Here is a 21,789-nt window from a genome sequence, read left to right as displayed (position 1 = left end):
CTATGCCCAGCTGCGGGGTACGGATAGCGGAAAGTCCAGCAGCATCTGCGCGTAGCTCTTGCCCAGCGGGTCCGAGCGCAGGCTCGCCACGCCGCCACCGCCCAACGCGCCGTGCATCAGGAAGTTCAGCGCGTGCAGGCCAGGCACGTCGAAGCGCTCGACCTCGCCCTGCACCAGGTGGGCAAAGTACGCGCGCACGGCTTGCGGGGTGAGCTGCTCGCGCAGCAGTGCCAGGTACTCAGGCTTGCGGGCGATCACGCCGATGTTCTCGTCATCGCCCTTGTCGCCGCTGCGCGCATAGGCGAGCGTGACCAGTGGCCGCTCGACGCGCGGCTCGCGGGGAAGCGCAGGCGATGCCGGCGCCTCGAGCGCGAGCGGCGGCATCGCCTGCGGCGCGCTCACTGCCGCGTTGGGCAGCAGGATCTCGCCAGCCTCGAACTCCACGCGCATCGGCACCTCCGGCTTGGGCACCAGGAAGGAGAACACCTTCACCACGGGCTGGATGTCGACCCGACCCGCGAAGGAAGAGCGCGTGCCCGCCGCCATGGACGTCCCCGCAGAAGAGCATTCGCGCTGCAGGAAGCTCAGCCCCCTGGCGAGCGGATGGCGCGCGCCGATGCGCAGCACCACTTCCCGCGTCGGCAATGCGCGCGCATGCGGGCCATATTGCGATTCGCAGCCGAGCAGCTCGACCACGGTCTCGGTGTAGTCCGGCATCTGGCGTTCTGCCAGCATGGCACGGGTGCGCGCCAGCAGCGCCTCCGCAGTGCGGCGCGCCTTGGCGGGGGCATCGATGCCGCGGATCGCCATCATCAGGCTGATCTGGTAGCCGTCCTGCCAGGTGGCATTGCCCTTGTAGTGCGTGCCAGGTGCCCGGCCACGCGCGCCATGCACGCGTACGCGCCCGGCCTCGACCAGTTCGGTGCGCACCATGCGGAAGTCGCAGGTCACGTCCGGCATCAGGTAGTTGGCGGGATCGCCGACCTCGTACAGCACCTGTTCCGCGACCGCGGCCGGGTCGACCAGTCCCCCAGTGCCCTCTGGCTTGCTCAGCACGAAGCTGCCGTCGTGCGCGCAGTCGATCACGGGATACCCCATGCGCTCCCACCCGGGCACGCGCTGCCAGTCGGTAAACAGCCCGCCCGTGGCCTGGGCGCCGCACTCGATCACGTGGCCCGCCAGCGTGCCGGCGGCGAGGCGGTCCCAGTCGGTCCAGTTCCAGCCGAACTCGTGGGCCAGCGCGCCCACCACGACGGCGCTATCGACGCAGCGCCCGGCAATGACGATGTCCGCGCCCAGCGCCAGCGCGCGGGCAATGCCTTGCGCGCCGGTGTAGGCGTTGGCCGACCAGGGCTCGGTGGTTGGCACCGGATTGCCGGCAAGGTCAGTCAGACCCTCGGCGCACCACTGCGCGAAGCGCGGCTGCACGTCGTCGCCGCTGACCACCGCGATGCGCGGCGACAGTCCCTGCTGCGCCGCCACCTTGAGCAGTGCGTCGCGGCAGCCGTGCGGATTGAGGCCGCCGGCATTGGCAACGACACGGATGCCCCGCCGCAGGATTTCACCGAGGTTCGGCCCCATCGCCGCGTGCACGAAGTCGGTGGCGTATCCCTGCGCCGGATCCTTGGCGCGGGCGCGTGCCAGGATCGACATGGTGGTCTCGGCCAGGTAGTCATAGACCAGGTATTGCAGGCCGGGCACTGCCAGCAGTTGCGGCGTGGCGATGGCGGAATCGCCCCAGAAGCCGGAAGCGCCACCGATGCGCACAGTCTTGCCGGCGCGCGCTTCGCCTTGCACGGATTCGCTCATGCTTCCTCCTTTGCGGCCACATCGGCCTCCACCCGTGCCAGCAACGACCCGGCACTGGCCTGCCCGCCGGCGCGCGCCGGCAGTTCCGCCACCACGCCGGCAAACGGCGCCACGATGGCGTGCTCCATCTTCATGGCCTCCAGCACCACCAGCGCCTGGCCCGCTTGCACGTGGTCGCCCTCGGCCACATTGACCGCGACGATGCGGGCCGTCAGCGGCGCCTGCAGCACGCCGTCGGCGTCGCCGGCATCGCGGCGGCGGCGCGGATCGTGCAGCGGGAAGTGCCAGGCGCGGCCGGACTGGAACAGGTGCAGGGCGTGCTTTTCGGCGGCGAACACCAGCGGATAGGCCACGCCGTCGCATTCGACCAGGGCCGTGCCGCTGGCGGCATCGGCGCGCAGCACGCGCAGCCTGCATTCCACCGGCGGGTGGTCTTCACCGCGCTGGCACAGGCTCACGCGCCAGCCGTCGGCGCACACGCGCAGGAACGCTTCCCAGTCCTTGCCGGCCGCATTCAGCACCACGCTGGAGGCCGCACGCGCAAGCGTGGCCGGCTTGCCGTTGCCGCCCAGCAGCCCCGACGCGGCCAGCGCGGCGCTTGCCGTCACATGCACCGGAGGCACCGGGGCCTGCAGCGCCGCCTGCATATGGGTGTCGACAAAGCCCGTATGCACGTCATTGCCGGCGAATGCCGGGTGCGCCAGGCACGCGGCCAGGAACCCCTGGTTGGTCGGCACGCCCAGCAGCGTGCAGTCCTGCACCGCGCGCAGCAGCTTGCGGCGCGCGTCTTCGCGGTCGGCGCCATGCGCGACCAGCTTGGCAACCATCGAGTCATAGTGGGTGGGGATGGCACCGCCCTCTTCCAGCGCATGGTCCACACGCACGTCGCGGCCGGCGGCAGGCGGGCGCCAGCGCAGCAGCGGCCCACCCTGCGGCAGGAAGCCGGCCGGCACGTCCTCGGCGGTGAGTCGCACTTCGATGGCATGGCCGTTGAGCCGGACCTGGTCCTGCGTGACCGGCAGCGGCTCGCCTGCCGCCACGCGCAGTTGCCATTCGACCAGGTCGAAGCCGGTGATGGCCTCGGTCACGGCGTGTTCGACCTGCAGCCGGGTGTTCATCTCCATGAAGTAGAAGCTGCCCTCGGCATCGAGCAGGAACTCCATGGTGCCGGCGCCGACGTAGCCGATGGCCTTGACCGCGCGCACGGCGGCCTCGCCCATGCGCGCGCGCAGCACCGGGCCGACCGCGGGCGACGGTGCTTCCTCGATGACCTTCTGGTGGCGGCGCTGCACGGAGCAGTCGCGCTCGCCGAGATGGATGACATTGCCGTGAGTATCGGCAAAGACCTGGATCTCGACGTGGCGCGGCGCGATCACGGCGCGCTCGAGGATCAGCTCGTCGCAGCCGAAGGCAGCCGCCGCCTCGGAGCGTGCGCTCGACAGCGCCGCGGGCAGCGCCGCCGCGTCGCGCACCAGCCGCATGCCGCGCCCGCCGCCGCCCGCCGCGGCCTTGACCATCAGGGGGAAGCCGATGGACCCGGCCTCGGCCAGCAGCGTGGCGTCATCCTGCGCGGCCCCCTGGTAGCCGGGCACGCACGGCATGTCGGCAGCCAGCATCAGCCGCTTGGCTTCGGCCTTGTTGCCCATGGCGCGGATCGCCGCGGCGGGCGGGCCGACGAAGACCAGGCCGGCGGCGCTGACCGCCTCGGCAAAGGCGGCGTTCTCGGCCAGGAAGCCATAGCCGGGGTGGACCGCATCGGCACCGCTGGCGCGGGCAGCTTCGATGATGGCGGCAAGGTTCAGGTACGACTCGCGCGGCGCGGCCGCGCCGATGCACACGGCACGGTCGGCGCAGGCAAGGTGCGGGCTGTGGCGGTCGGCTTCGGAATATACGGCCACGGTGGCCAGCCCGAGGCGGCGGGCGGTGCGCATGATGCGCACCGCGATCTCGCCGCGATTGGCGACGAGCAGCGTATGGAAGGATCGGCGGGTAGCAGACATGGGAAATCCTGTGAATCTCTTGGAAGATGCGGCCGGCGCGGTCAGCCGGTCGACTGCGCGGCGCGCACCGTGTCGGCATCGAAGCGAACGGTCCAGGCGGCATCGCGCTTGTCGCGGAATGCCGCCACGCCTTCGGCGCCCTCGCGCCGCATGCATTGCGCAAACTGGCGCGAGGCCTGATCCAGCAGCGGGCCCAGCGGCTCGTGGCCGCAGCGGCCGACCAGTGCCTTGAACACGCGATTGGCGTTGGGGGCGCAACGGCCGATGCGCGTCAGCCACTCGGCAATCAGGGCGTCCAGCTCCGCGCTGTCGGCCGCGAGCTGGTCGACCAGGCCGATGGCTGCCGCTGCCTCGCCACTGACGCGCTCGCCGGTCAGGCCCAGGCGGCGCGTGGCGGCAGCGCCCAGCCTTTGCACCACAAAGGGGGCGATCTGCGCGGCGACGATGCCCAGCGTGGTCTCCGACAACGCAAAGCGCGCATCGCGCGTAGCCAGCACGATGTCGGCCGCGCAGGCCAGGCCCATGCCGCCGCCCATGGCCGCGCCCTCAACCGCGGCGATCACCGGCACCGGCAGCACGCTCAGCCGCTCCATGAAGTAGCCGAACTGGCGGTTGCGCGTGGCGACCGGGTCTTCCTGGCTGGTGTCGGCATCGAGCCGGGACTGGAAGCTGCCCACGTTGCCGCCTGCGCTGAAGCTGCCGCCGGCGCCGCGCAGCACCAGCGCGCGCACTTCCGGGTCGGCTTCGGCCTGCGCCACGACGGCGGCCAGCGCGGCCACCACTTCGGGCGCCAGCGCATTGCGGGTGGCAGGAATGTTGAGGGTGGCGAACAGTACGCCGCCGGCGCGGCGCACGATCACGCCATCGTTGCATGAGCTGTCAGGCATGGCGATCCTGGCTGGTAGTTGGTTCAGGATCGCGTCAGCCGCGCGACATCAGGCCCATCTGCTTGGCAATGACCTGGAGCATGACCTCGTCCGCCCCGCCGCCGATCGAGCCCAGCCGGAAATCGCGATAGGCGCGCGACGCGTGGTTGTCCCAGGTGTAGCCCATGCCGCCCTGGAACTGCATGCACCAGTCGGCCACCTCGCGCGACAGCCGCCCGGCCTTGAGCTTGGCCATCGACGCCAGTTCAATCACATCGCCCCCATCGATATAGGTCTGCGTGGCCATGTAGACCAGCGCGCGCAGCGCCTCCATCTCGGTCTTGAGCTCGGCCAGCTTGAACTGGATGAACTGGTTGTCGAGCAGCGGCTTGCCGAAGGCGACGCGCTGGCGCAGGTAGTCGGCGGTCTCCTCGATCAGCGCGTTGCAGGCCAGCCGGCGCGCCGCGCCGTTCAGCCGCTCTTCCTGGAACTGCTTCATCTGGTAGATAAAGCCCATGCCCTCGTCGCCGATGCGGTTGCGCACCGGCACGCGCACTTCGTCAAAGAAGATCTGCGCAGTGTCGGACGACCACATGCCGAACTTCCTGATCTTCTGCACTTCCACGCCGCGCACGCGCTTGCCGTCTTCCCTGAGAGGCACCACGATCAGCGACTTGTTCTTGTGGACCGGACCGTCGGAGGTATTGCACAGCAGGCAGATCCAGTCGGCCTGGGTGCCGTTGGTGATCCACATCTTGGAGCCGGAGATGACATAGTCGTCGCCATCACGCACCGCACGGGTCTTGAGCGAGGCCACGTCGGAACCGGCGCCGGCTTCGGACACGCCGATGGAGCACACCATGTCGCCGGCGATGGCAGGGGCCAGGTAGTTGCGCTTGAGCTCGTCCGAGCCGAACGCGGTCAGCGCCGGCGTCGCCATGTCGGTCTGCACCCCCACGCCCATGCCCACGCCCTGTGCGCGGGCATAGCCCAGCGCCTCGGCGGCGGCAACGGCGTAGGAGAAGTCGAGCCCCATGCCGCCGTATTCGATCGGCTTGGTGATGCCGAGGAAGCCGAGGTCGCCCATCTTCTTGAACAGCGCATGCGCCGGGAAAATCTCGGCGGCTTCCCACTCGTCGACGAAGGGATCGATCTCCGCCGAGACGAAGCGGCGGATGCTGTCCATGATGTTGCGGTGGTCTTCCGTGTAAAGCATGGTGGTCTCCTGGTGTCTTGTTCGTTTGGGACGTGTCTGGATGGCGCCGGCGCTCAGAAGCGCCCGACGCCAAACTGGATCGCATGCGGCTTGCGCAGGCTGGCCTCGCGCGCGGTGGCCAGCACGAAGGCCAGCACGGCGCGCGTGTCGCGCGGGTCGATCACGCCGTCGTCCAGCAGCAGCCCGCTGGTGATGAAGGCGCTGGCCTGGCGCTCGAAGTTGGCAACGATATCGGCGGTCTGGCTGGCCAGCTGCGCCTCATCGACCGGCACGCCCTTGCGCGCGGCCTGCTGGCGCGCCACGATCTCAAGCGTCATGGCGGCCTGCTCGCCGCCCATCACGGCGGTGCGCGCGTTCGGCCACGAGAAGCAGAAGCGCGGCCGGAAGCCCCGCCCGCACATGCCGAAGTTGCCCGCCCCGAACGAGGCCCCGCAGTACAGCGTGACCTGCGGCACCGTCGAGTTCGACAGCGCCTGGATCATCTTGGCGCCATGCTTGATCATGCCGGCCTCTTCCGAGGCGCGGCCGACGATAAAGCCGGTGGTGTTCTGCAGGAACACGATCGGCGTGTCCGACTGGTTGCATAGCTGGATGAACTGCGCGGCCTTGGTGGCGCCGGCCGGGTCGATGGGACCGTTGTTGGTGATGATGCCGACCGTATTGCCTTCGATGCGGGCGTGGCCGCACACCGTGCCGGGGCCATAGTCGGGCTTGAACGGCAGCCAGGCGGAGTCGTCGACGATGCGCGCGATCACCTCGCGCATGTCCACCGGGCGCTTCATGTCGAGCGTCATCACGCCATCCAGCTCCGACGGGTCGAGCCGCGGCGGGCGCGCGGGCTGCGCGGGCCCTGCCGCGACGGTCGGCCAGTCCAGGCTGGCGACAATATCGCGCGCGGTGGCAAGCGCGTGCTCGTCGTCCTCGGCCAGGTATTCGGCCAGGCCGCTGAGCGTGGCGTGCAGGTCGGCGCCGCCCAGTTCCTCGTCCGTGGCGATCTCGCCGGTGGCGGCCTTCAGCAGCGGCGGCCCCGCCAGGAAGGCGCGCGCGCGATTGCGCACCATCACCACGTAGTCGGACAGCCCCGGCATGTAGGCGCCGCCCGCCGTGGACGAGCCATGCACGACCGTGATCACCGGCAGCCCGGCCGCGGACAGGCGAGCCAGGTTGTAGAACAGCGCGCCGCCGCGCACGAACTTGTCAACGCGGTACTTGCGCAGGTTGGCGCCGGCCGATTCCACCAGGTGGATGAATGGCAGCCGGTTTTCCAGCGCGATTTCCTGGCAGCGCATCAGCTTCATGTTGCCGGCCTCGGTCATGGCACCGGCGTCGATGCCGGAATCCGTGGCCAGCACCATGCAGCGCACGCCGCAGACGAAACCGATGCCGGCCACCAGCGAACCGCCGGGGATGGAGGTCTCGGGGTCGGGGTCGTCCATGCCGAAGCCGGCCAGCGTGGCAATCGGCAGGAACGGCGCGCCTGCGTCCAGCAGGCGGCCGATGCGCTCGCGCGGCAGCAGTGCCCCGCGTTTGGCAAAGGTGGGCCGGGCGCGCTCCGAGGCGGCCACGGCACGCTGTTCGAGGCCATGGAGGCGGTCGATCAGGGCCTGCATGCCGGCGCGCTGGCTGGCGAAGGCGTCGGAAGATGAGTCGATGCGTGAGTCGATGGGAATCATGGCGCTTGCGTGAGGTTCCGTGATGCATGGATTGCAAACCACCACGCCGCCCGGGACAACCGCAATCGATCAGTCTGTGCATAATGTGCACAAGCCAGAAACCCAGGACGCGGGGCGCGGCATCCGCCACCCCCAAAGCGTTCCCCGACGCACCTTTCCATGCCAACCAAGACCCCCTCGCCCGGCGGCGTGCAGAGCCTGTCCCGTGCCTTCGCCCTGCTCCGGCTGCTTGCCGAGCATCACGAGGCGGGACTGACCCTGCCGGAACTCGCCGCGATAGCGGAGATTGACCGTACCACCGCGCACCGGATGGCGCGCTTCCTGGAATCCGCGGGGTATATCGAGCGCGAGTCGGCGGGCAAGCGTTATCACCTGGGCACTGCCGCCATGGCGCTGGGCCTGCGTGCGATGAACCGGCCGCCGCCCAACAGCGTGCTGGTGAGCAAGATGAAGGCGCTGGCCCGGCTCACGGGCGATGCGGTGTTCCTGACCGTGCGCATCGGCGACCACGGGCACTGCCTGCATACCGAGGAAGGCAGCCACCGCATCAAGACCTTCCACTTGCTGACCGGCACCTCCCGCCTGCTGGGCCAGGGCACCGGCAGCATGGCCTTGCTGGCGACGATGGACAACGAGGCGGTGCGCGCGCATTACGAGCGGCACCGCGCCGAGTACGCGGCCGGTGGCCTGAGCCTGCTCAGGCTGTTGCGCGGCGTAGAGCGCGCCCGCAAGCTGGGCTATGCGCTTGCCGGCGCGGAGGGGGTGGCAGGCGTGGGCTATGCACTGCCCCTGGAAATGGGCGCCGAGGCCGCCATCAGCATCATGTCGACCGCCTCGCGGATGCCGGCGGCGCGGCGGCATGAGATGGGGGCGATTGTCGGCGCGATGTTTGCGCAGGGAAACTAGGGTCGGCTTTTGGCGCCGACCCGGGCGCCCGGTCCCTACTTCCTCAACTTCCCTCCAAACTGCTTTCGAAACTTGGCCAGTTTCGGCGAGATCACAAAGGCACAGTACCCCTGGCTCGGATGGTCCTGATAGTAGTTCTGGTGACTTGCCTCGGCGCGCCAGTACGGCTGCTCCGGCTCGACCTGCGTCACGATCGGCGCATCAAAGACCTTGGCGGCAGCCAACTCCCGCATCACGTATTCCGCCGTGGCCCGCTGCGCCTCCGAATGCGTAAAGATCGCCGACCGGTACTGCGGCCCCACGTCGTTGCCCTGCCGGTCCGGCGTGGTCGGGTCATGGATGGCGAAGAAGATCTCCAGGATCTGGCGAAAGTTGATCACCGACGGATCGAAGGTGACACGGACCACCTCGACGTGCCCGGTATCCCCCTCGCAAACCTGCTGGTAAGTCGGGTGATCCATGTGCCCGCCGGTATAACCGGACTCCACCGCCACCACGCCATCGACCTGCTGGTAGACCGCTTCCAGGCACCAGAAGCACCCGCCCCCCAGCGTGGCCGTTTCAAGTCCATGTTCCATTTGCGCCGCCCCCTTGCGTTGTCGTCTGTGGTGTCACGGCCTCAAGCATAAGCGCAGATTGGCGCCCTTGCAGCAGATTCAGCCAGGCTGGCGCCACGCCTCCAGCATCGCGCGCAGTTGCGGCTTGAGCACCTTGCCCAGCGCGCTGCGCGGCAGGTCGTCCAGCAGCACCACCTCGCGCGGCAGCTTGAAGCGGGCAATGCGCGTGGCCAGCAGTTCGCGCAGCGGCTCCGCCCCCAGCGCGTCGCGCGGCGCGCCCGGCGCGGGCACGATCACCGCCACCGGCACCTCGCCCCAGCGCGCATCGGCCACGCCGACCACCGCGCACTCCTGCACCCCGGGCAGGCCGACCAGCACGTTCTCGATCTCGGCGGGATAGATGTTCTCGCCACCCGAGATGATCATGTCCTTGCTGCGGCCGACGACTTCGATGCAGCCGCCGGCATCGCGGTGCGCGAGGTCGCCGGAATGGAACCAGCCGTCGGCCAGGCCGTTATCAGGCTGGTTCCAGTAGCCAGCCATCACGTTGGCGCCGCGCACCCACAGTTCACCGACTGCGCCCTGCGCCACCTCGGCACCGTCCGGGCCGGCCAGCCGGACTTGCGCTTCCGGCTGCGGCCAGCCGGCATAGCCAGGCCGGGCCACCGCATCCTGCAGCTTCAGCACCACCGACACCGGACCGGTCTCGGTCGCGCCATAGACCTGCCCCAGCGGCACGCCGCGCGCATGGAAGGCCTCGATATACGACAGCGGGATGGTCGACGAACCTGCCATCACGCCGCGCAGCGCCGACAGGTCGGCCCCGGGCCAGCCGGGATGCTCAAGCACCGCGCGCAGCGTGGCCGGCACCATCAGCGACAGGCTCGGCCGCGCCTGCGCAACCGCGCCGAGCCAGGCATCCGGCGCAAAGCGGTCGTGCAGCGTGACCTGCGCCCCGGCCAGCAGCGCCGGCAGCGTCTGGATGCACAGCCCGCCGACATGGAACATCGGCAGCACCGACAGCACGTGGTCGTCCGCGGTCATGCCGTGCGCCCACCAGCTGGCGCGCGCATTGGCCAGCAGCCCGGCCTGCGTATGCACCGCGCCCTTGGGCTTGCCGGTGGTGCCGGAGGTGTAGGCGAGCAGCAGCGGCGCATCGTCCGGCACCGGCGCATGGGCCAAGCCGAACGGCGCGGGATGGTCGATCAGCCGGTCGAGATGCGCGGCCTGGCAGCCGCCGCCAGCCTCCCGCGCCAGCCCTGCATGGCGCTCGTCGTGGAACAGCGCGGCCAGTTGCGCGTGGGCGGCGATGGTACGCAGCTCCGCCGGCGCCAGCCGGTAGTTCAGCGGCACGAACATCGCCCCGATACGCGCGCAGGCGAACAGCAGCACCAGCTGCAGCTCGTGGTTCAGGCACAGCGTGCCGACGCGGTCGCCCGCGCGGATGCCCCACGTCGCTGCCAGGTGGGCGCTGGCACGCTCGACGCGCCGCCACAGCTTGCCGTAGGTGAAGGTGCGGCCCAGGTAGTGCAACGCCGGCCGCCCCGGCGCCGCGGCGGCATGGCCATGCAGCATGGCCGGCAGCGCGCCCAGCCCGGCGGCGCCCGCGCGCATGGCGCGGCTGGCGGCGCTCATTCGTCGCGCTCGCCGGATTCGTACAGGGTCTCGCGCCCCATGCGGTCCAGGATCAGCTCGGCGGTCCAGGGCAGCATCAGCGCGCCGCAGCGCGAGTCGCGGTAGAGCCGCTCCAGCGGCAGGTCCTTGAGCATCGACTGCCCGCCGCAGGTGCGGATCGCCAGCCGGGCGATGTCGTTGGCGCCTTCCATCACGGTGTAGTGCGCGGCGTACAGGCGCAGGCGCTCGTCCTTGGTTGGATTGGGCCTGGCCTCATGGATCACGCGCCAGAAGAGCGAGCGCATGGTTTCCAGCTGGATGCGCATCTGCGCCACCGCGATCTGCTTGGTCGGGTACATGCGGCGCCTGACCGGCGGCTGGCCCGGCACCTCGCCGCGCAGGTACTGCACGGTGAAGTCGTAGGCGGCCTGGGCTACGCCCAGGTAGGTCGGCGACAGCGTGAAGAACATTGCCGGCCAGGTCTGCGCAGCACGATAGTAGACGCCGCGCGGCATCAGTTGCTCATGGTCGGGCACGAACACGTCCTTGAGCAGCAGCGTGCGCGATACCGTCCCGCGCATGCCCATCGGGTCCCACTCGCCGGTCACGGTCAGCCCTTCCGCATTGCCGGGCACGGCGATATAGAGCGTGTCGCGCATGTCGGGATGCTGGTCGCCGCGGGCCTCGGTGCACAGGATGCCGTAGTAGTCGGCCGCGCCCGACAGCGAGGCGAAGATCTTGCGCCCGTTCAGCACCCAGCCGCCCTCGACCTTGTGCGCGGTGGTGCCGAACGGCGCCTTGCCCGCGGCAGCAGCGGAGCCTTCGGAGAACGGCTGCGCATAGACCGCGCCGTCGCGCACCACGCGCGAGAAATGCAGCTCGCGCCGGGCTTCGTGCTCGGCGCGCTGCTCAGGCGTCATGTCGATGCCGTCGGACAGCACGCCGGTCCACATGGTCGAGCAGATATGCATGTTGTACGTCAGCGCCGTGGCCCCGCAGAAGCGGCCGATCTCGGCGCCAACCATGCAGTAGGTGGCAAAGTCCGCGCCCTCGCCGCCGAACGCCTGCGGCACGCACAGGGCCAGCAGGCCGGCCTCGCGCAGGTCGGCATAGTTGGCGAAGGGGAAGCTGGCCTCGCGGTCCCAGGTGGCTGCGCGCGCCGCGAAGCGCTCGCGGCCGAGGCGGTTGGCCAGCGCCAGCAGGCGCGCTTGTTGCGGGGTGACGTCCGCCGTACCGATGGCGGGAATGAAGTCGAGCTGGCCGGATGGCATGTCGCGGTCTCCTGTTTTCCTGCTCGCGCCGGATGCAGTGGCGGCGCGGCGGCGGTTCTTGTGTTGCGTTGCCGGGAAGCGGCGTGGTTCAGTGCACGGGGAAGTGCCGGTGCAGGAAATCCAGCACTGCCTCGTTGAACAGCGCCGGCCGCTCCATGCAGGCCAGGTGGCCGACATCCGGCAGGCAGCGGTACTCGGCGCCGGGAGTGCGCTGCGCCATGCGCTCCATCACCTCGGGCGCGGCATTGGTGTCGTGCTGCCCGGCCAGCGCCAGCACCGGCACCGCGATGCGCGGCAGCGCGTCGCGCTGGTTGAAGCGCACCAGCGCACCCAGCGCCGCGCGGTAGGTGGGCGCCGGCACTGCCGCCATCACCGCCGTGGCAAAGGCCACGGCTTGTGGCTCGGCATCGGGCGCGACCATGGTGCGCACCAGCCCGGCGGCCATCTCGGCCATGGTCCTGCCGGCGTCCAGCGGCGCGGTGCGCGCGGCGATGAAGTCGCGCTGCCAGGGCCCGTCGCCCTTGCCAAAGGCGGGCGAGGTGCCGGACAGCACCATGCCGTCGATCAGCGCGGGCGCGGCCGCGCAGGCCTGCTGCGCCACCATCCCGCCCATGCTGTGGCCCAGCAGCACCACGCGCCGGCCGGCGTCGCGCTCGGCCTGCAGCAGCGGCGCCAGCGCTTGCGCCAGCCCGTCGAAGTCATAGGGATCGATCAGGGCGCTGTCGCCGTAGCCGGGCATGTCCCAGGCCACGGCGCGGTAGCCGGCCTGCGCCAGCGCCTCGCCCTGCGCGGGCCAGGCGGCCTTGCCGCCGCCGATGCCGTGCAGCATCACCACCGCCACCGGGCCATCGCCCCAGGCCAGCGTGGCGATGCCGTTGGCGTGGCGTTGCATCGTCGCGCTCGCGCTCATGCCGCCACCTCCACCAGCGTGCCCGCTTCCAACTCGTTGCGGCCATCCAGCGACACCGTGCAGTTGCGCAGCGGCAGGTCGAAATGGCCCAGCGTATGCCGTCCGGCGACCTCGTTGGCGCCGGTCGAGAACAGGAAGTTGCCGGCAAACGCGCGCAGCTCGGTGCCGTTGCAGTCGCGCTTGTCGTAGAAAGTCATCGCGTCCCAGCGTGCCAGCCGGTTCAGGCCCCAGCCCACGTGCGAGACGGCATACGCATCGCGCGTGCCCTCGCGGTCGGCCCAGGCCTGGTAGTAGCCGCGCATCATGTCGGCGTCGACGCCCTGCCCCTCGACGCCGACGATGTAGTCGTCCTCGATATGGCAGACCACGGTATCGCGCAGGTAGGTCTTGAAGATCAGGTTGACGTCGCCCGGCGCCAGCACCAGCGTGCCGTTGACCTGGCGGCTGGCCGGGAACGCCAGGCACAGCCCGCCGGGCCAGTGCGAGACCTGGCCGGGCTTGTTGCAGAAGCCCCAGACCCCGCCGACGCGGGCGTCGGCCAGGCCGATGCGCAGCTCGGTGCCGGCCGGCGAATGCACGCGCATCTCGCGCGCGCCGCGCAGGCGCTTCATGGCGGCGCGCACGGTGCCTTCCAGCGCCGGGTCGGGCTGGCAGCGTTCCAGGATCTCGGGATGTTCGTTGCTGACCATCAGCATGCGCGGCACGATGCCGTCGGCACCGCGCAGGATCAGCGGCAGTTCCGGCGCGTGCAGCAGGCCCTCCACCGTGCAGTCCAGCACCAGGTGACAGCGTGACAAGGCCGCCACCACCGGCGCGAGACCCTGCAAGGCATCGCTGGCGCCGGTGGAGCGCACCGGCGCGGGCGCGCTAAGTGCCGGTGTCGACACCTGGATCCGCACCGGGGTGGCGCCCAGCGACTGCACGGCCAGTTCGGCCAAGGCCACGTTGACAGGGCGGGATTGCGACTCCGTTACAATTCCAACGACTTCCGCACCCTGCAGGGCACAGAGTTCCAGCGTGCGCCGGAACGCCGCCAGCCAGCGGTGTTCGATCTGCTCGATGAGCATGACTTGTCTCCGGTTGTTCTTGTCTGGCGGCAGGGCTCGCCTGTTTTTGTGCGCCAGCCAACGCCCGCATCGCGGATTGGTGGTCGCCGGGCTTGTACTCGATGCCCATGGCGCGAATAATATATATGAAATTTCATGAACTCCAGCGGAGCCCCCATGGGCATGCCTGAGGCCCAGCCACAGATCACCAGCGCCGCCGCACCAGATTTCGATGCGCAGCACTTCCGCCGCACCCTGTCGCAGTTCGCAACCGGGGTGACGGTGATCACTACGCGCGCCAGCGCCGCGTCGGTCGCCGCCGGCGCGGCGCCGTTCATCGGCATCACCGCCAGTTCGTTCAATTCGGTGTCGCTGGATCCGCCGCTGGTGCTGTGGAGCATGGCCACGCGCGCCAACAGCCTGCCGATGTTCCGCGACGGCACCCACTACATCATCAACGTGCTGTCGGCCTCGCAGCTGGAGCTGTGCCAGCGCTTCGCCACCCTCAAGGGCGACCGCTTCGCCGGCGTCGACTACCGGCTCTCGGCCACCGGCCTGCCGATCCTGTCCAATGCCCTGGCCTGGTTCGAATGCCACAACCGCAGCCGCTACGACGAGGGCGACCACATCATCTTCGTGGGCGAGGTCGAGCGCTGCGGCGTGCTCGATGGCAGCGACGGCCCGCTGGTATTCCAGGGCGGCCAGTTCACCACCACCGCCCCCCTCGTCCCCTGACCGCACCGGGCCCATCATGGCGGACCTGCCCGCGCACTCCCCCCTGCCCTTTGTCGATGGCTACCTGGCCTACCTGCTGGCCCGCGCGAGCCACCTGATCTCGGGCGAATTCCACCGCGAAGTGGAGGCCAGCGGCCTGTCCGTGCAGGAATGGCGCGTGCTGGCCACGCTGGCCGACCGCCCCGACTGCACCATCGGCACGCTCGCCGAAATCACGCTGACCAAGCAGCCGACGCTGACCAAGCTGGTCGACCGCATGGCCGCCGACGGGCTGGTGACGCGCCGCGCCGGCCAGGCCGACCGCCGCCAGGCGCTGATCTCGATCACCCCGCGCGGCCTCGCGCTGGCCCAGCCGCTGCTGGCGCGCGCCGCCCAGCACGAGCGCGCAGTGCTGGACGACTTTGGCCCGCGCCAGGGTGCGCTGCTGAAAGAAACCCTGCGGCAGCTGATCGCGCTGCATACGCAGCGCTAGGCGCCCTCCGCCGCCTTCAGGATCGCCAGCGGCGAACTGTCCACCTTGATCCGCTGCAACACGATGTTCGAGCGGATATCCATCACGCCCTTGGTGCGGTACAGCCGGTTCACGATGAAGTCCGAGTAGTGCTTCAGGTTGCGCGCCTGCACCCGCAGGATGTAGTTGCTGTCGCCAGTGATGATGTACGCCGACAGCACTTCCGGCCATGACTGAACCGCGGCGATAAAGGTGTCGTGCCAGCCTTCCACGTCATGGCGCATCGACACCTGCACGATCGCCTCAAGCTCCAGCCCGAGCTGCTCGGCGTCGAACCAGGCGCGGTAGCCGCCGATCACTCCTGACTCTTCCAGCAGCCGCACCCGCCGCAGGCATGCCGAAGGCGACAGCGCCACGCGGTCGGCCAGGTCCTGGTTGCTGATGCGGCCGTTCTCCTGCAGGCAGGTCAGGATGCGCAGGTCGGTGGGATCGAGGTTCATTCGAATTTCCTTCGACTAATCATCAATTCTTCGCATTTTATGCGAAAGATGATGGCATCGGCGGTTCATTTAGCAAGCCTCTTGCCGGCAATTTTGACTATGATTTCCGTCATCGAGGCAGACAACGACGGCGCCTTGCAAAGGCGCCGCGCACCCTTATGACCGCCCCCAATCAAGACCCGCGCCGGCTCTGGGACATCAGCCCGCCGCTCTCCCCCGCCACCCCGGTCTGGCCCGGCGACACGCCGTTCCAGCAGCAGCCGGCCTGGCAGATAGACGAGCACTGCCCGGTGAATGTCGGCCGCATCACGCTATCCCCGCATACCGGCGCGCACGCCGACGCCCCGCTGCACTACGCTGCCGACGGCGCGCCGATCGGCGCCGTGCCGCTCACGCCCTACCTCGGCACCTGCCGCGTGATCCATTGCATCGGCGCCTCGCCCGTGGTCGAGCCGCGCCATATTGAACACGCGCTGGCCGGCCTGCCGCCGCGCGTGCTGCTGCGCACCTACCGGCAGGCGCCGCTGGCGCAGTGGGACCCGCATTTCTGCGCGGTCGCGGCCGAGACCATCGCGCTGCTGGCCGCGCACGGCGTGCAACTGGTGGGCATCGACACACCGTCGCTGGACCCGCAGGAATCCAAGACCATGGACGCGCACAACGCCGTGCGCCGGCACGGGCTGGCCATCCTGGAAGGCATCGTGCTGGATGAGGTCGATGCCGGCGACTACGAACTGATCGCGCTGCCGCTGCGCTTTGCCGGGCTCGATGCCAGCCCGGTGCGCGCGGTGCTGCGCAGCCTCGACTGAACCATTCCCGAACAACCCCTGGCCAATCCCACGACATGACGACATTTGACCGCGAGCACTGTATCCGGCTCGACCAGCAAGACCCGCTGCGCCCGCTGCGCGACCAGTTCGCGCTGCCCGAGGGCGTGATCTACCTCGACGGCAACTCGCTGGGCGCGCGCCCGCGCGCCGCCGCCGCGCGCGCCGCCCAGGTGGTGGCCGAGGAATGGGGCGAGGGCCTGATCCGCAGCTGGAACACCGCCGGCTGGTTCGAGCTGCCGCAGCGGCTGGGCAACAAGCTGGCCCCGCTGGTCGGCGCCGGCCAGGATGAAGTGGTGGTGACCGACACCACTTCGATCAACCTGTTCAAGGTGCTGGCCGCGGCGCTGCGCGTGCAGCAGTCGCGTGACCCGGCGCGCAAGGTGATCGTGTCGGAGGCCAGCAACTTCCCCACTGACCTGTACATCGCGCAAGGCCTGGCCGATCTGCTGCAGCAGGGCTATTCGCTGCGCCTGGTCAATTCGCCGGCCGAGATCGACGCCGCCGTGGGCGCCGACACCGCCGTGCTGATGCTCACGCACGTCAACTACAAGACCGGCGAGATGCTCGACATGGCCTCGCTGACCGAACTCGCCCACGCCCGCGGCGCGCTCACGGTGTGGGACCTGTGCCACTCCGCCGGCGCGGTGCCGGTCAACCTGAAGGCGGCCGGGGCCGACTACGCCATCGGCTGCACCTACAAGTACCTGAACGGCGGCCCGGGTTCGCCCGCCTTCGTGTGGGTCGCGCCGGCGCTGCGCGATGCCTTCTGGCAGCCGCTGTCGGGCTGGTGGGGCCATGCCGCGCCGTTCGCGATGGATCCGCAGTATCGCCCGGTGGAAGGCGTGCGCCGCTTCCTGTGCGGCACGCAGCCTGTGACCTCGCTGGCGATGGTCGAATGCGGCCTGGACATCTTCGCCCAGACCAATATGCAGGTGCTGCGCGCCAAGTCACTGCTGCTGACCGACCTGTTCATCGAACTGGTGGAGGCGCGTTGCGGCCACCACCCGCTGACGCTGGTCACGCCGCGCGAGCACGCGCGCCGCGGCAGCCAGGTCAGCCTGGAGCACCCGGACGGCTATGCGCTGGTGCAGGCCCTGATCGAGCGGGGCGTGATCGGCGACTACCGCGAGCCGCGCATCGCCCGCTTCGGCTTCACGCCGCTGTACACCAGCTTCGCCGAGGTGTGGGATGCTGTGGAAATCCTGCGCGACGTGCTGGACAGCGGCGCCTATCGCGACGCGCGCTTCCAGACGCGCGGCCAGGTGACCTGATCGGGAGCGCATCATGAGTGAATTCAAGGGATGCCCCTTCTCCGCCGCGGCCAGCGAGGCAGGCACGAAAGCACAGGGCGACGGCTGGCACGGCGCGCAGATGGATTTCGCCAAGGACATGAGCTATGGCGACTATCTCGGCCTGGACCAGATCCTGAATGCGCAGCACCCGCTGTCGCCGGACCACAACGAGATGCTGTTTATCGTGCAGCACCAGACCACCGAGCTGTGGATGAAGCTGATGCTGCACGAGCTGCGCGCCGCGCGCGAGTCGGTCAAGGCCGACAGCCTGCCGCCTGCGTTCAAGATGCTGACGCGGGTGTCGCGCATCATGGACCAGCTGGTGCAGGCGTGGAACGTGCTGGCGACGATGACGCCGCCGGAGTATTCCGCGATGCGGCCTTACCTGGGGATGTCGTCGGGCTTCCAGTCGTTCCAGTATCGCGAGATCGAGTTCATTCTCGGCAACAAGAACGCGGCCATGCTGAAACCGCATGCGCACCGGCCGGAGCACCTGGCCTTGGTGGAGACCGCGCTGAAGACGCCGTCGCTTTATGACGAGGCGATCCGGCTGATGGCACGACGTGGTTTTGCGGTCGATGCGGATTGCGTGGAGCGGGACTGGACCCAGCCGACTGCGTACAACGCCTCGGTCGAGGCGGCGTGGCTGGAGGTCTATCGCAATCCGTCGGCGCACTGGGAGCTGTACGAGCTGGGCGAGAAGTTCGTGGACCTGGAGGATTCGTTCCGCCAGTGGCGCTTCCGCCATGTGACCACGGTCGAACGCGTGATCGGCTTCAAGCGCGGCACCGGCGGCACCGAGGGCGTCAGCTACCTGCGCAAGATGCTGGATGTGGTGCTGTTCCCGGAACTGTGGAAGCTGCGCACCGACCTGTAACGCCTTGCGCGTCGGACCTGGCCGTCACCCCGCCGGGTCCGACAACCTTGCCGCGAGCGCCCGCAACGCCGGCGCCAGCGTCTGGTGGAACACCGATTCATCCACCGCCCCATAGGAAGCACTGCAACTCAGCATGTGCAGCTCCTTCTCCCCCACCGGCCGGAACGCCACCGCACAGGCATGGATGGCCGGATGCCAGTCGCGGAACGACGCCGCATAGCCGCGCTGCTGCGCCTCGGCCAGGGCGGCGCGCGTGGCCGTCTCCTGCTGCTTCCACTGTTCCGGGAACGCCTGGCTGAACTCAGCCATGACCCGCTCGCGCCGCGCCGCCGGCAGCGCGGCCAGGTATGCCCGCCCCATCGAACTGGACACCAGCGACAGCCGCGAGCCCACGCCCAGCCCCAGCATCACGCCCGCATCGTTGCGGATCGATTCCAGGTAGATCACTTCCATGCGCTCGCGCTTGCCCAGCGAGACCGAGACCCCGTACGACTGCGCGAACGCCAGCATATGCGGCCGCGCCAGCGACACCACGTCCGACGCCGACAGGTAGGCATAGCCCAGCGCCAGCACGCCGGCATCCAGCGCGTACTTGCCCAGGCTTTCGTCATAGCGCAGGTAACCGAGCTGCACCAGCGTGCCGGCCAGCCGGCTCACCGTGGCCTTGGGGAAGCCAGTGCGGCGCACGAAGTCCTGGTTGCCGAGCATTGCCTCGCCGGTGCGGAAGCAGCGCATCAGCTCCAGCCCGCGCGCCAGCGCGGTAACGAAGTTGGGATCGCTGTCGCGCACCGGCGCGGGCGGCGTGGCATCGGGAGAAAGTGACGGACTGGTCAAGGCGGCTCCTCTCAGGTCGGCGGTTGTCCGCTCATCGCACAAAGGCATGGGTGTCGGGGGTTTTGCCTGTTGCACGGCAAAGCCATTGCGATATACTAATTCAACGGAACACAGTTCCGCAATGCGGAACTACAAAAACCCTCCGCGAAGATCACCGAACCCGTCATGATTCCCGGAAGCGCCGGTGCGGCAAGCGACCATTCGCCCCGCCCCCGATGCTTCCCCCCGCGCTACCGAAGGAGACCTGCATGGCTGCCAACGCCGAATTCCACTGGGCCGACCCCCTGCTGCTGGACCAGCAACTGACCGCCGACGAACGCATGGTGCGCGACGCCGCCGCGGCGTACTGCCAGGACAAGCTGATGCCGCGCGTGCTGCAGTCGTTCCGCAACGAGAAGACCGACGTGGAGATCTTCCGCGAGATGGGCGAACTGGGCCTGCTCGGCCCCACCATCCCGGAGCAATACGGCGGCCCGGGCCTGAACTACGTCAGCTACGGCCTGATCGCCCGTGAAGTCGAGCGCGTCGATTCGGGCTACCGCTCGATGATGAGCGTGCAGTCGTCGCTGGTGATGGTGCCGATCTTTGAATTCGGCACCGAAGCGCAGAAGCAGAAGTACCTGCCCAAGCTGGCCACCGGCGAATGGATCGGCTGCTTCGGCCTGACCGAGCCGAACCACGGCTCCGACCCGGGCTCGATGGTCACCCGCGCCAAGAAGGTCGACGGCGGCTATGAGCTGACCGGCGCCAAGATGTGGATCACCAACTCGCCGATCGCCGACGTGTTCGTGGTCTGGGCCAAGCTGCAAGGCGACGACGGCAAGGAAGCGATCCGCGGCTTTATCCTCGAAAAAGGCTGGAAGGGCCTGTCGGCACCTGCCATCCACGGCAAGGTCGGCCTGCGCACCTCGATCACCGGCGAAATCGTGCTGGACCAGGTGTTCGTGCCGGAAGAGAACATCATGCCGGGCGTGAGCGGCCTGAAGGGCCCGTTCACGTGCCTGAACTCGGCCCGCTACGGCATCGCCTGGGGCGCGCTGGGCGCCGCCGAATTCTGCTGGCACACCGCGCGCCAGTACACCCTGGACCGCAAGCAGTTCGGCCGCCCGCTGGCCGCCACGCAGCTGGTGCAGAAGAAGCTGGCCGACATGCAGACCGAGATCACGCTCGGCCTGCAAGGCTGCCTGCGCCTGGGCCGCATGAAGGACGAAGGCACCGCCGCAGTGGAAATCACCTCGATCATGAAGCGCAACTCGTGCGGCAAGTCGCTCGACATCGCCCGCGTGGCGCGCGACATGCTGGGCGGCAACGGCATCTCGGATGAGTTCGGCGTGATCCGCCACGTGGTGAACCTGGAGGTGGTCAACACCTATGAAGGCACCCACGACATCCACGCGCTGATCCTGGGCCGTGCCCAGACCGGCCTCCAGGCCTTCTTCTGATCGCATCCGCGACCAACGGACAGCTCTCCGCAATAAAAAAGCCCGGCTGCAAAGCCGGGCCAAGCACACTACCAAGGAGACGACGAGGCTGCCCCCGTCGATAAAACGCCTGTCCTGCACGCCGGCCCCGCCTTCACGCGGGGCCGCGTTCATTTGTTGGGTTGGGGCGTCAGGCGCAGGTACGGCCGCACCGCCTGGTAGCCCTTGGGGAATTTCTCGCGGATCACCGCCTCGTCCTTCAGCGAGGGCACGATCACCACGTCGTCGCCGTCCTGCCAGTTGCCCGGCGTGGCCACGCTGTGGTTGTCGGTCAGCTGCAGCGAGTCGATCACGCGCAGGATCTCGTTGAAATTGCGCCCGGTGCTGGCCGGATAGGTGATGATCAGGCGCACCTTCTTCTTCGGGTCGATGATGAACAGCGAGCGCACCGTCAGGGTCTCGTTCGCGTTCGGGTGGATCATGTCGTAGAGTTGCGACACCTTGCGGTCGCCATCGGCCAGGATCGGGAAGTTGACCGTGGTCGACTGGGTCTCGTTGATATCCTGGATCCAGCCGCGGTGCGAGTCCACGTTGTCCACCGACAACGCGATCGCCCTGACGCCGCGGCGTGCGAATTCATCCTTCAGCTTCGCGGTCAGGCCCAGCTCGGTGGTGCACACGGGGGTGTAGTCGGCCGGGTGCGAGAACAGCACGCCCCAACTGTCGCCAAGCCACGCATGGAAGCCAATGCGGCCTTCGCTCGAATCCTGCTCGAAGTCCGGGGCGATATCGCCAAGACGCAAAGCCATGTTCTGTTCTCCTGATTTCGGGGTGGAACCAGAGTATCCGGATTGATATCCAACCCAAACGAATATAAAGTCACTACAAAATCACTCGAAGTCATATAGACATTTTCTGACATTCATCAGGCTTGCTTTCCGGCATGCTGACGATACTAGGCAGCGAAGCGGCACGCGCACT

General features: G+C 68.8%; 20 protein-coding genes. 7 read left to right on the top strand and 13 right to left on the bottom strand.

The window, feature by feature from the left end:
* From AC3WLF_RS20615 to AC3WLF_RS20595, 5 genes are read right to left on the bottom strand one after another with little or no spacing between them, the layout of a single operon-like run.
* Complete coding sequence (locus tag AC3WLF_RS20615; RefSeq protein ID WP_492318772.1) at positions 1-1,809, bottom strand: acyclic terpene utilization AtuA family protein; 1,809 nt, start codon at positions 1,807-1,809, stop codon at positions 1-3.
* Positions 1,806-3,809 (bottom strand): acetyl/propionyl/methylcrotonyl-CoA carboxylase subunit alpha, encoded by a 2,004-nt coding sequence (locus AC3WLF_RS20610; protein ID WP_492358747.1) that lies wholly within the window; start codon positions 3,807-3,809, stop codon positions 1,806-1,808. The genes AC3WLF_RS20615 and AC3WLF_RS20610 overlap by 4 nt, the downstream gene beginning before the upstream one ends.
* Before the next feature lie 41 nt (positions 3,810-3,850).
* On the bottom strand, positions 3,851-4,696 hold the full coding sequence (locus tag AC3WLF_RS20605; RefSeq protein WP_492358746.1) for an enoyl-CoA hydratase/isomerase family protein: 846 nt from the start codon (positions 4,694-4,696) through the stop codon (positions 3,851-3,853).
* A gap of 34 nt (positions 4,697-4,730) precedes the next feature.
* Positions 4,731-5,891: an acyl-CoA dehydrogenase family protein gene (locus tag AC3WLF_RS20600; protein WP_492318775.1), complete on the bottom strand. Its 1,161-nt coding sequence runs from the start codon at positions 5,889-5,891 to the stop codon at positions 4,731-4,733.
* Positions 5,892-5,944: 53 nt separating this feature from the next.
* Entirely contained in the window at positions 5,945-7,564 is a 1,620-nt protein-coding gene (locus AC3WLF_RS20595; protein WP_492358745.1) for an acyl-CoA carboxylase subunit beta, read from the bottom strand.
* Positions 7,565-7,723: 159 nt separating this feature from the next.
* On the opposite strand from AC3WLF_RS20595, the gene AC3WLF_RS20590 reads away from it, so the two are divergent.
* A complete protein-coding gene (locus AC3WLF_RS20590; protein WP_492318777.1) occupies positions 7,724-8,470 on the top strand; it encodes an IclR family transcriptional regulator in 747 nt (248 codons plus the stop codon).
* A gap of 35 nt (positions 8,471-8,505) precedes the next feature.
* Here the strand turns inward: AC3WLF_RS20590 and msrA are convergent, their stop codons facing one another.
* The 5 genes from msrA to AC3WLF_RS20565 all read right to left on the bottom strand — a co-directional run bounded on the left by msrA (position 8,506) and on the right by AC3WLF_RS20565 (position 13,889).
* Entirely contained in the window at positions 8,506-9,048 is a 543-nt protein-coding gene (gene msrA, locus AC3WLF_RS20585; protein WP_492358744.1) for a peptide-methionine (S)-S-oxide reductase MsrA, read from the bottom strand.
* A gap of 78 nt (positions 9,049-9,126) precedes the next feature.
* Complete coding sequence (locus AC3WLF_RS20580) at positions 9,127-10,662, bottom strand: class I adenylate-forming enzyme family protein (RefSeq protein WP_492358743.1); 1,536 nt, start codon at positions 10,660-10,662, stop codon at positions 9,127-9,129.
* Entirely contained in the window at positions 10,659-11,912 is a 1,254-nt protein-coding gene (locus tag AC3WLF_RS20575) for an acyl-CoA dehydrogenase family protein (protein WP_492358742.1), read from the bottom strand. Before AC3WLF_RS20575 ends, AC3WLF_RS20580 begins: the two co-directional genes overlap by 4 nt.
* 88 nt (positions 11,913-12,000) lie before the next feature.
* On the bottom strand, positions 12,001-12,822 hold the full coding sequence (locus tag AC3WLF_RS20570) for an alpha/beta fold hydrolase (RefSeq protein WP_492318781.1): 822 nt from the start codon (positions 12,820-12,822) through the stop codon (positions 12,001-12,003).
* A complete protein-coding gene (locus AC3WLF_RS20565; protein ID WP_492358741.1) occupies positions 12,819-13,889 on the bottom strand; it encodes a 2,5-dihydroxypyridine 5,6-dioxygenase NicX family protein in 1,071 nt (356 codons plus the stop codon). Before AC3WLF_RS20565 ends, AC3WLF_RS20570 begins: the two co-directional genes overlap by 4 nt.
* A 156-nt stretch (positions 13,890-14,045) precedes the next feature.
* Here AC3WLF_RS20565 and AC3WLF_RS20560 point away from each other — a divergent pair, with 156 nt between their 5' ends.
* A complete protein-coding gene (locus tag AC3WLF_RS20560) occupies positions 14,046-14,603 on the top strand; it encodes a flavin reductase family protein (RefSeq protein WP_492318886.1) in 558 nt (185 codons plus the stop codon).
* 16 nt (positions 14,604-14,619) lie between these two features.
* Positions 14,620-15,075 (top strand): MarR family winged helix-turn-helix transcriptional regulator, encoded by a 456-nt coding sequence (locus AC3WLF_RS20555; RefSeq protein WP_492318783.1) that lies wholly within the window; start codon positions 14,620-14,622, stop codon positions 15,073-15,075.
* On the opposite strand, the gene AC3WLF_RS20550 is transcribed toward AC3WLF_RS20555, so the two are convergent.
* A complete protein-coding gene (locus AC3WLF_RS20550) occupies positions 15,072-15,554 on the bottom strand; it encodes an Lrp/AsnC family transcriptional regulator (protein WP_010813722.1) in 483 nt (160 codons plus the stop codon). The genes AC3WLF_RS20555 and AC3WLF_RS20550 overlap by 4 nt on opposite strands.
* Before the next feature lie 158 nt (positions 15,555-15,712).
* Here AC3WLF_RS20550 and kynB point away from each other — a divergent pair, with 158 nt between their 5' ends.
* Genes kynB through kynA form a run of 3 tightly spaced genes read left to right on the top strand, consistent with a single transcriptional unit; the run spans position 15,713 to position 18,553 of the window.
* Complete coding sequence (kynB, locus tag AC3WLF_RS20545; RefSeq protein ID WP_340525972.1) at positions 15,713-16,363, top strand: arylformamidase; 651 nt, start codon at positions 15,713-15,715, stop codon at positions 16,361-16,363.
* 35 nt (positions 16,364-16,398) lie between these two features.
* Positions 16,399-17,655 carry a kynureninase gene (gene kynU / locus AC3WLF_RS20540; RefSeq protein ID WP_492318784.1) on the top strand — a complete coding sequence of 419 codons (1,257 nt, stop codon included), beginning with the start codon at positions 16,399-16,401 and terminating at the stop codon, positions 17,653-17,655.
* 13 nt (positions 17,656-17,668) lie between these two features.
* Positions 17,669-18,553 carry a tryptophan 2,3-dioxygenase gene (kynA, locus tag AC3WLF_RS20535; RefSeq protein WP_492318785.1) on the top strand — a complete coding sequence of 295 codons (885 nt, stop codon included), beginning with the start codon at positions 17,669-17,671 and terminating at the stop codon, positions 18,551-18,553.
* A gap of 24 nt (positions 18,554-18,577) precedes the next feature.
* Here kynA and AC3WLF_RS20530 read toward each other — a convergent pair whose 3' ends face one another.
* On the bottom strand, positions 18,578-19,387 hold the full coding sequence (locus tag AC3WLF_RS20530; RefSeq protein ID WP_340526275.1) for an IclR family transcriptional regulator: 810 nt from the start codon (positions 19,385-19,387) through the stop codon (positions 18,578-18,580).
* 248 nt (positions 19,388-19,635) lie between these two features.
* On the opposite strand from AC3WLF_RS20530, the gene AC3WLF_RS20525 reads away from it, so the two are divergent.
* Positions 19,636-20,829 carry an acyl-CoA dehydrogenase gene (locus AC3WLF_RS20525; protein WP_010813727.1) on the top strand — a complete coding sequence of 398 codons (1,194 nt, stop codon included), beginning with the start codon at positions 19,636-19,638 and terminating at the stop codon, positions 20,827-20,829.
* 149 nt (positions 20,830-20,978) lie between these two features.
* On the opposite strand, the gene AC3WLF_RS20520 is transcribed toward AC3WLF_RS20525, so the two are convergent.
* Complete coding sequence (locus tag AC3WLF_RS20520; protein WP_492318786.1) at positions 20,979-21,617, bottom strand: peroxiredoxin; 639 nt, start codon at positions 21,615-21,617, stop codon at positions 20,979-20,981.
* Positions 21,618-21,789: the final 172 nt, after the last annotated feature.

This window comes from Cupriavidus sp. FW306-01-F10A, assembly GCF_058782785.1.
The sequence above is the reverse complement of the archived record's forward strand: the minus strand, read 5'-3'. Positions and strand labels throughout refer to the sequence as shown.

Excerpts from the sequence above, each read along its gene's own strand:
- msrA (WP_492358744.1), bottom strand. The coding sequence starts at position 9,048 with ATGGAACATGGACTTGAAACGGCCACGCTGGGGGGCGGGTGCTTCTGG.
- kynB (WP_340525972.1), top strand. The coding sequence starts at position 15,713 with ATGACCGCCCCCAATCAAGACCCGCGCCGGCTCTGGGACATCAGCCCG.
- AC3WLF_RS20550 (WP_010813722.1), bottom strand. The coding sequence starts at position 15,554 with ATGAACCTCGATCCCACCGACCTGCGCATCCTGACCTGCCTGCAGGAG.
- AC3WLF_RS20590 (WP_492318777.1), top strand. The coding sequence starts at position 7,724 with ATGCCAACCAAGACCCCCTCGCCCGGCGGCGTGCAGAGCCTGTCCCGT.
- AC3WLF_RS20560 (WP_492318886.1), top strand. The coding sequence starts at position 14,046 with ATGGGCATGCCTGAGGCCCAGCCACAGATCACCAGCGCCGCCGCACCA.
- AC3WLF_RS20580 (WP_492358743.1), bottom strand. The coding sequence starts at position 10,662 with ATGAGCGCCGCCAGCCGCGCCATGCGCGCGGGCGCCGCCGGGCTGGGC.
- AC3WLF_RS20595 (WP_492358745.1), bottom strand. The coding sequence starts at position 7,564 with ATGATTCCCATCGACTCACGCATCGACTCATCTTCCGACGCCTTCGCC.
- kynA (WP_492318785.1), top strand. The coding sequence starts at position 17,669 with ATGAGTGAATTCAAGGGATGCCCCTTCTCCGCCGCGGCCAGCGAGGCA.
- AC3WLF_RS20615 (WP_492318772.1), bottom strand. The coding sequence starts at position 1,809 with ATGAGCGAATCCGTGCAAGGCGAAGCGCGCGCCGGCAAGACTGTGCGC.
- AC3WLF_RS20525 (WP_010813727.1), top strand. The coding sequence starts at position 19,636 with ATGGCTGCCAACGCCGAATTCCACTGGGCCGACCCCCTGCTGCTGGAC.
- AC3WLF_RS20575 (WP_492358742.1), bottom strand. The coding sequence starts at position 11,912 with ATGCCATCCGGCCAGCTCGACTTCATTCCCGCCATCGGTACGGCGGAC.
- kynU (WP_492318784.1), top strand. The coding sequence starts at position 16,399 with ATGACGACATTTGACCGCGAGCACTGTATCCGGCTCGACCAGCAAGAC.
- AC3WLF_RS20605 (WP_492358746.1), bottom strand. The coding sequence starts at position 4,696 with ATGCCTGACAGCTCATGCAACGATGGCGTGATCGTGCGCCGCGCCGGC.
- AC3WLF_RS20600 (WP_492318775.1), bottom strand. The coding sequence starts at position 5,891 with ATGCTTTACACGGAAGACCACCGCAACATCATGGACAGCATCCGCCGC.
- AC3WLF_RS20570 (WP_492318781.1), bottom strand. The coding sequence starts at position 12,822 with ATGAGCGCGAGCGCGACGATGCAACGCCACGCCAACGGCATCGCCACG.
- AC3WLF_RS20565 (WP_492358741.1), bottom strand. The coding sequence starts at position 13,889 with ATGCTCATCGAGCAGATCGAACACCGCTGGCTGGCGGCGTTCCGGCGC.
- AC3WLF_RS20610 (WP_492358747.1), bottom strand. The coding sequence starts at position 3,809 with ATGTCTGCTACCCGCCGATCCTTCCATACGCTGCTCGTCGCCAATCGC.
- AC3WLF_RS20555 (WP_492318783.1), top strand. The coding sequence starts at position 14,620 with ATGGCGGACCTGCCCGCGCACTCCCCCCTGCCCTTTGTCGATGGCTAC.
- AC3WLF_RS20520 (WP_492318786.1), bottom strand. The coding sequence starts at position 21,617 with ATGGCTTTGCGTCTTGGCGATATCGCCCCGGACTTCGAGCAGGATTCG.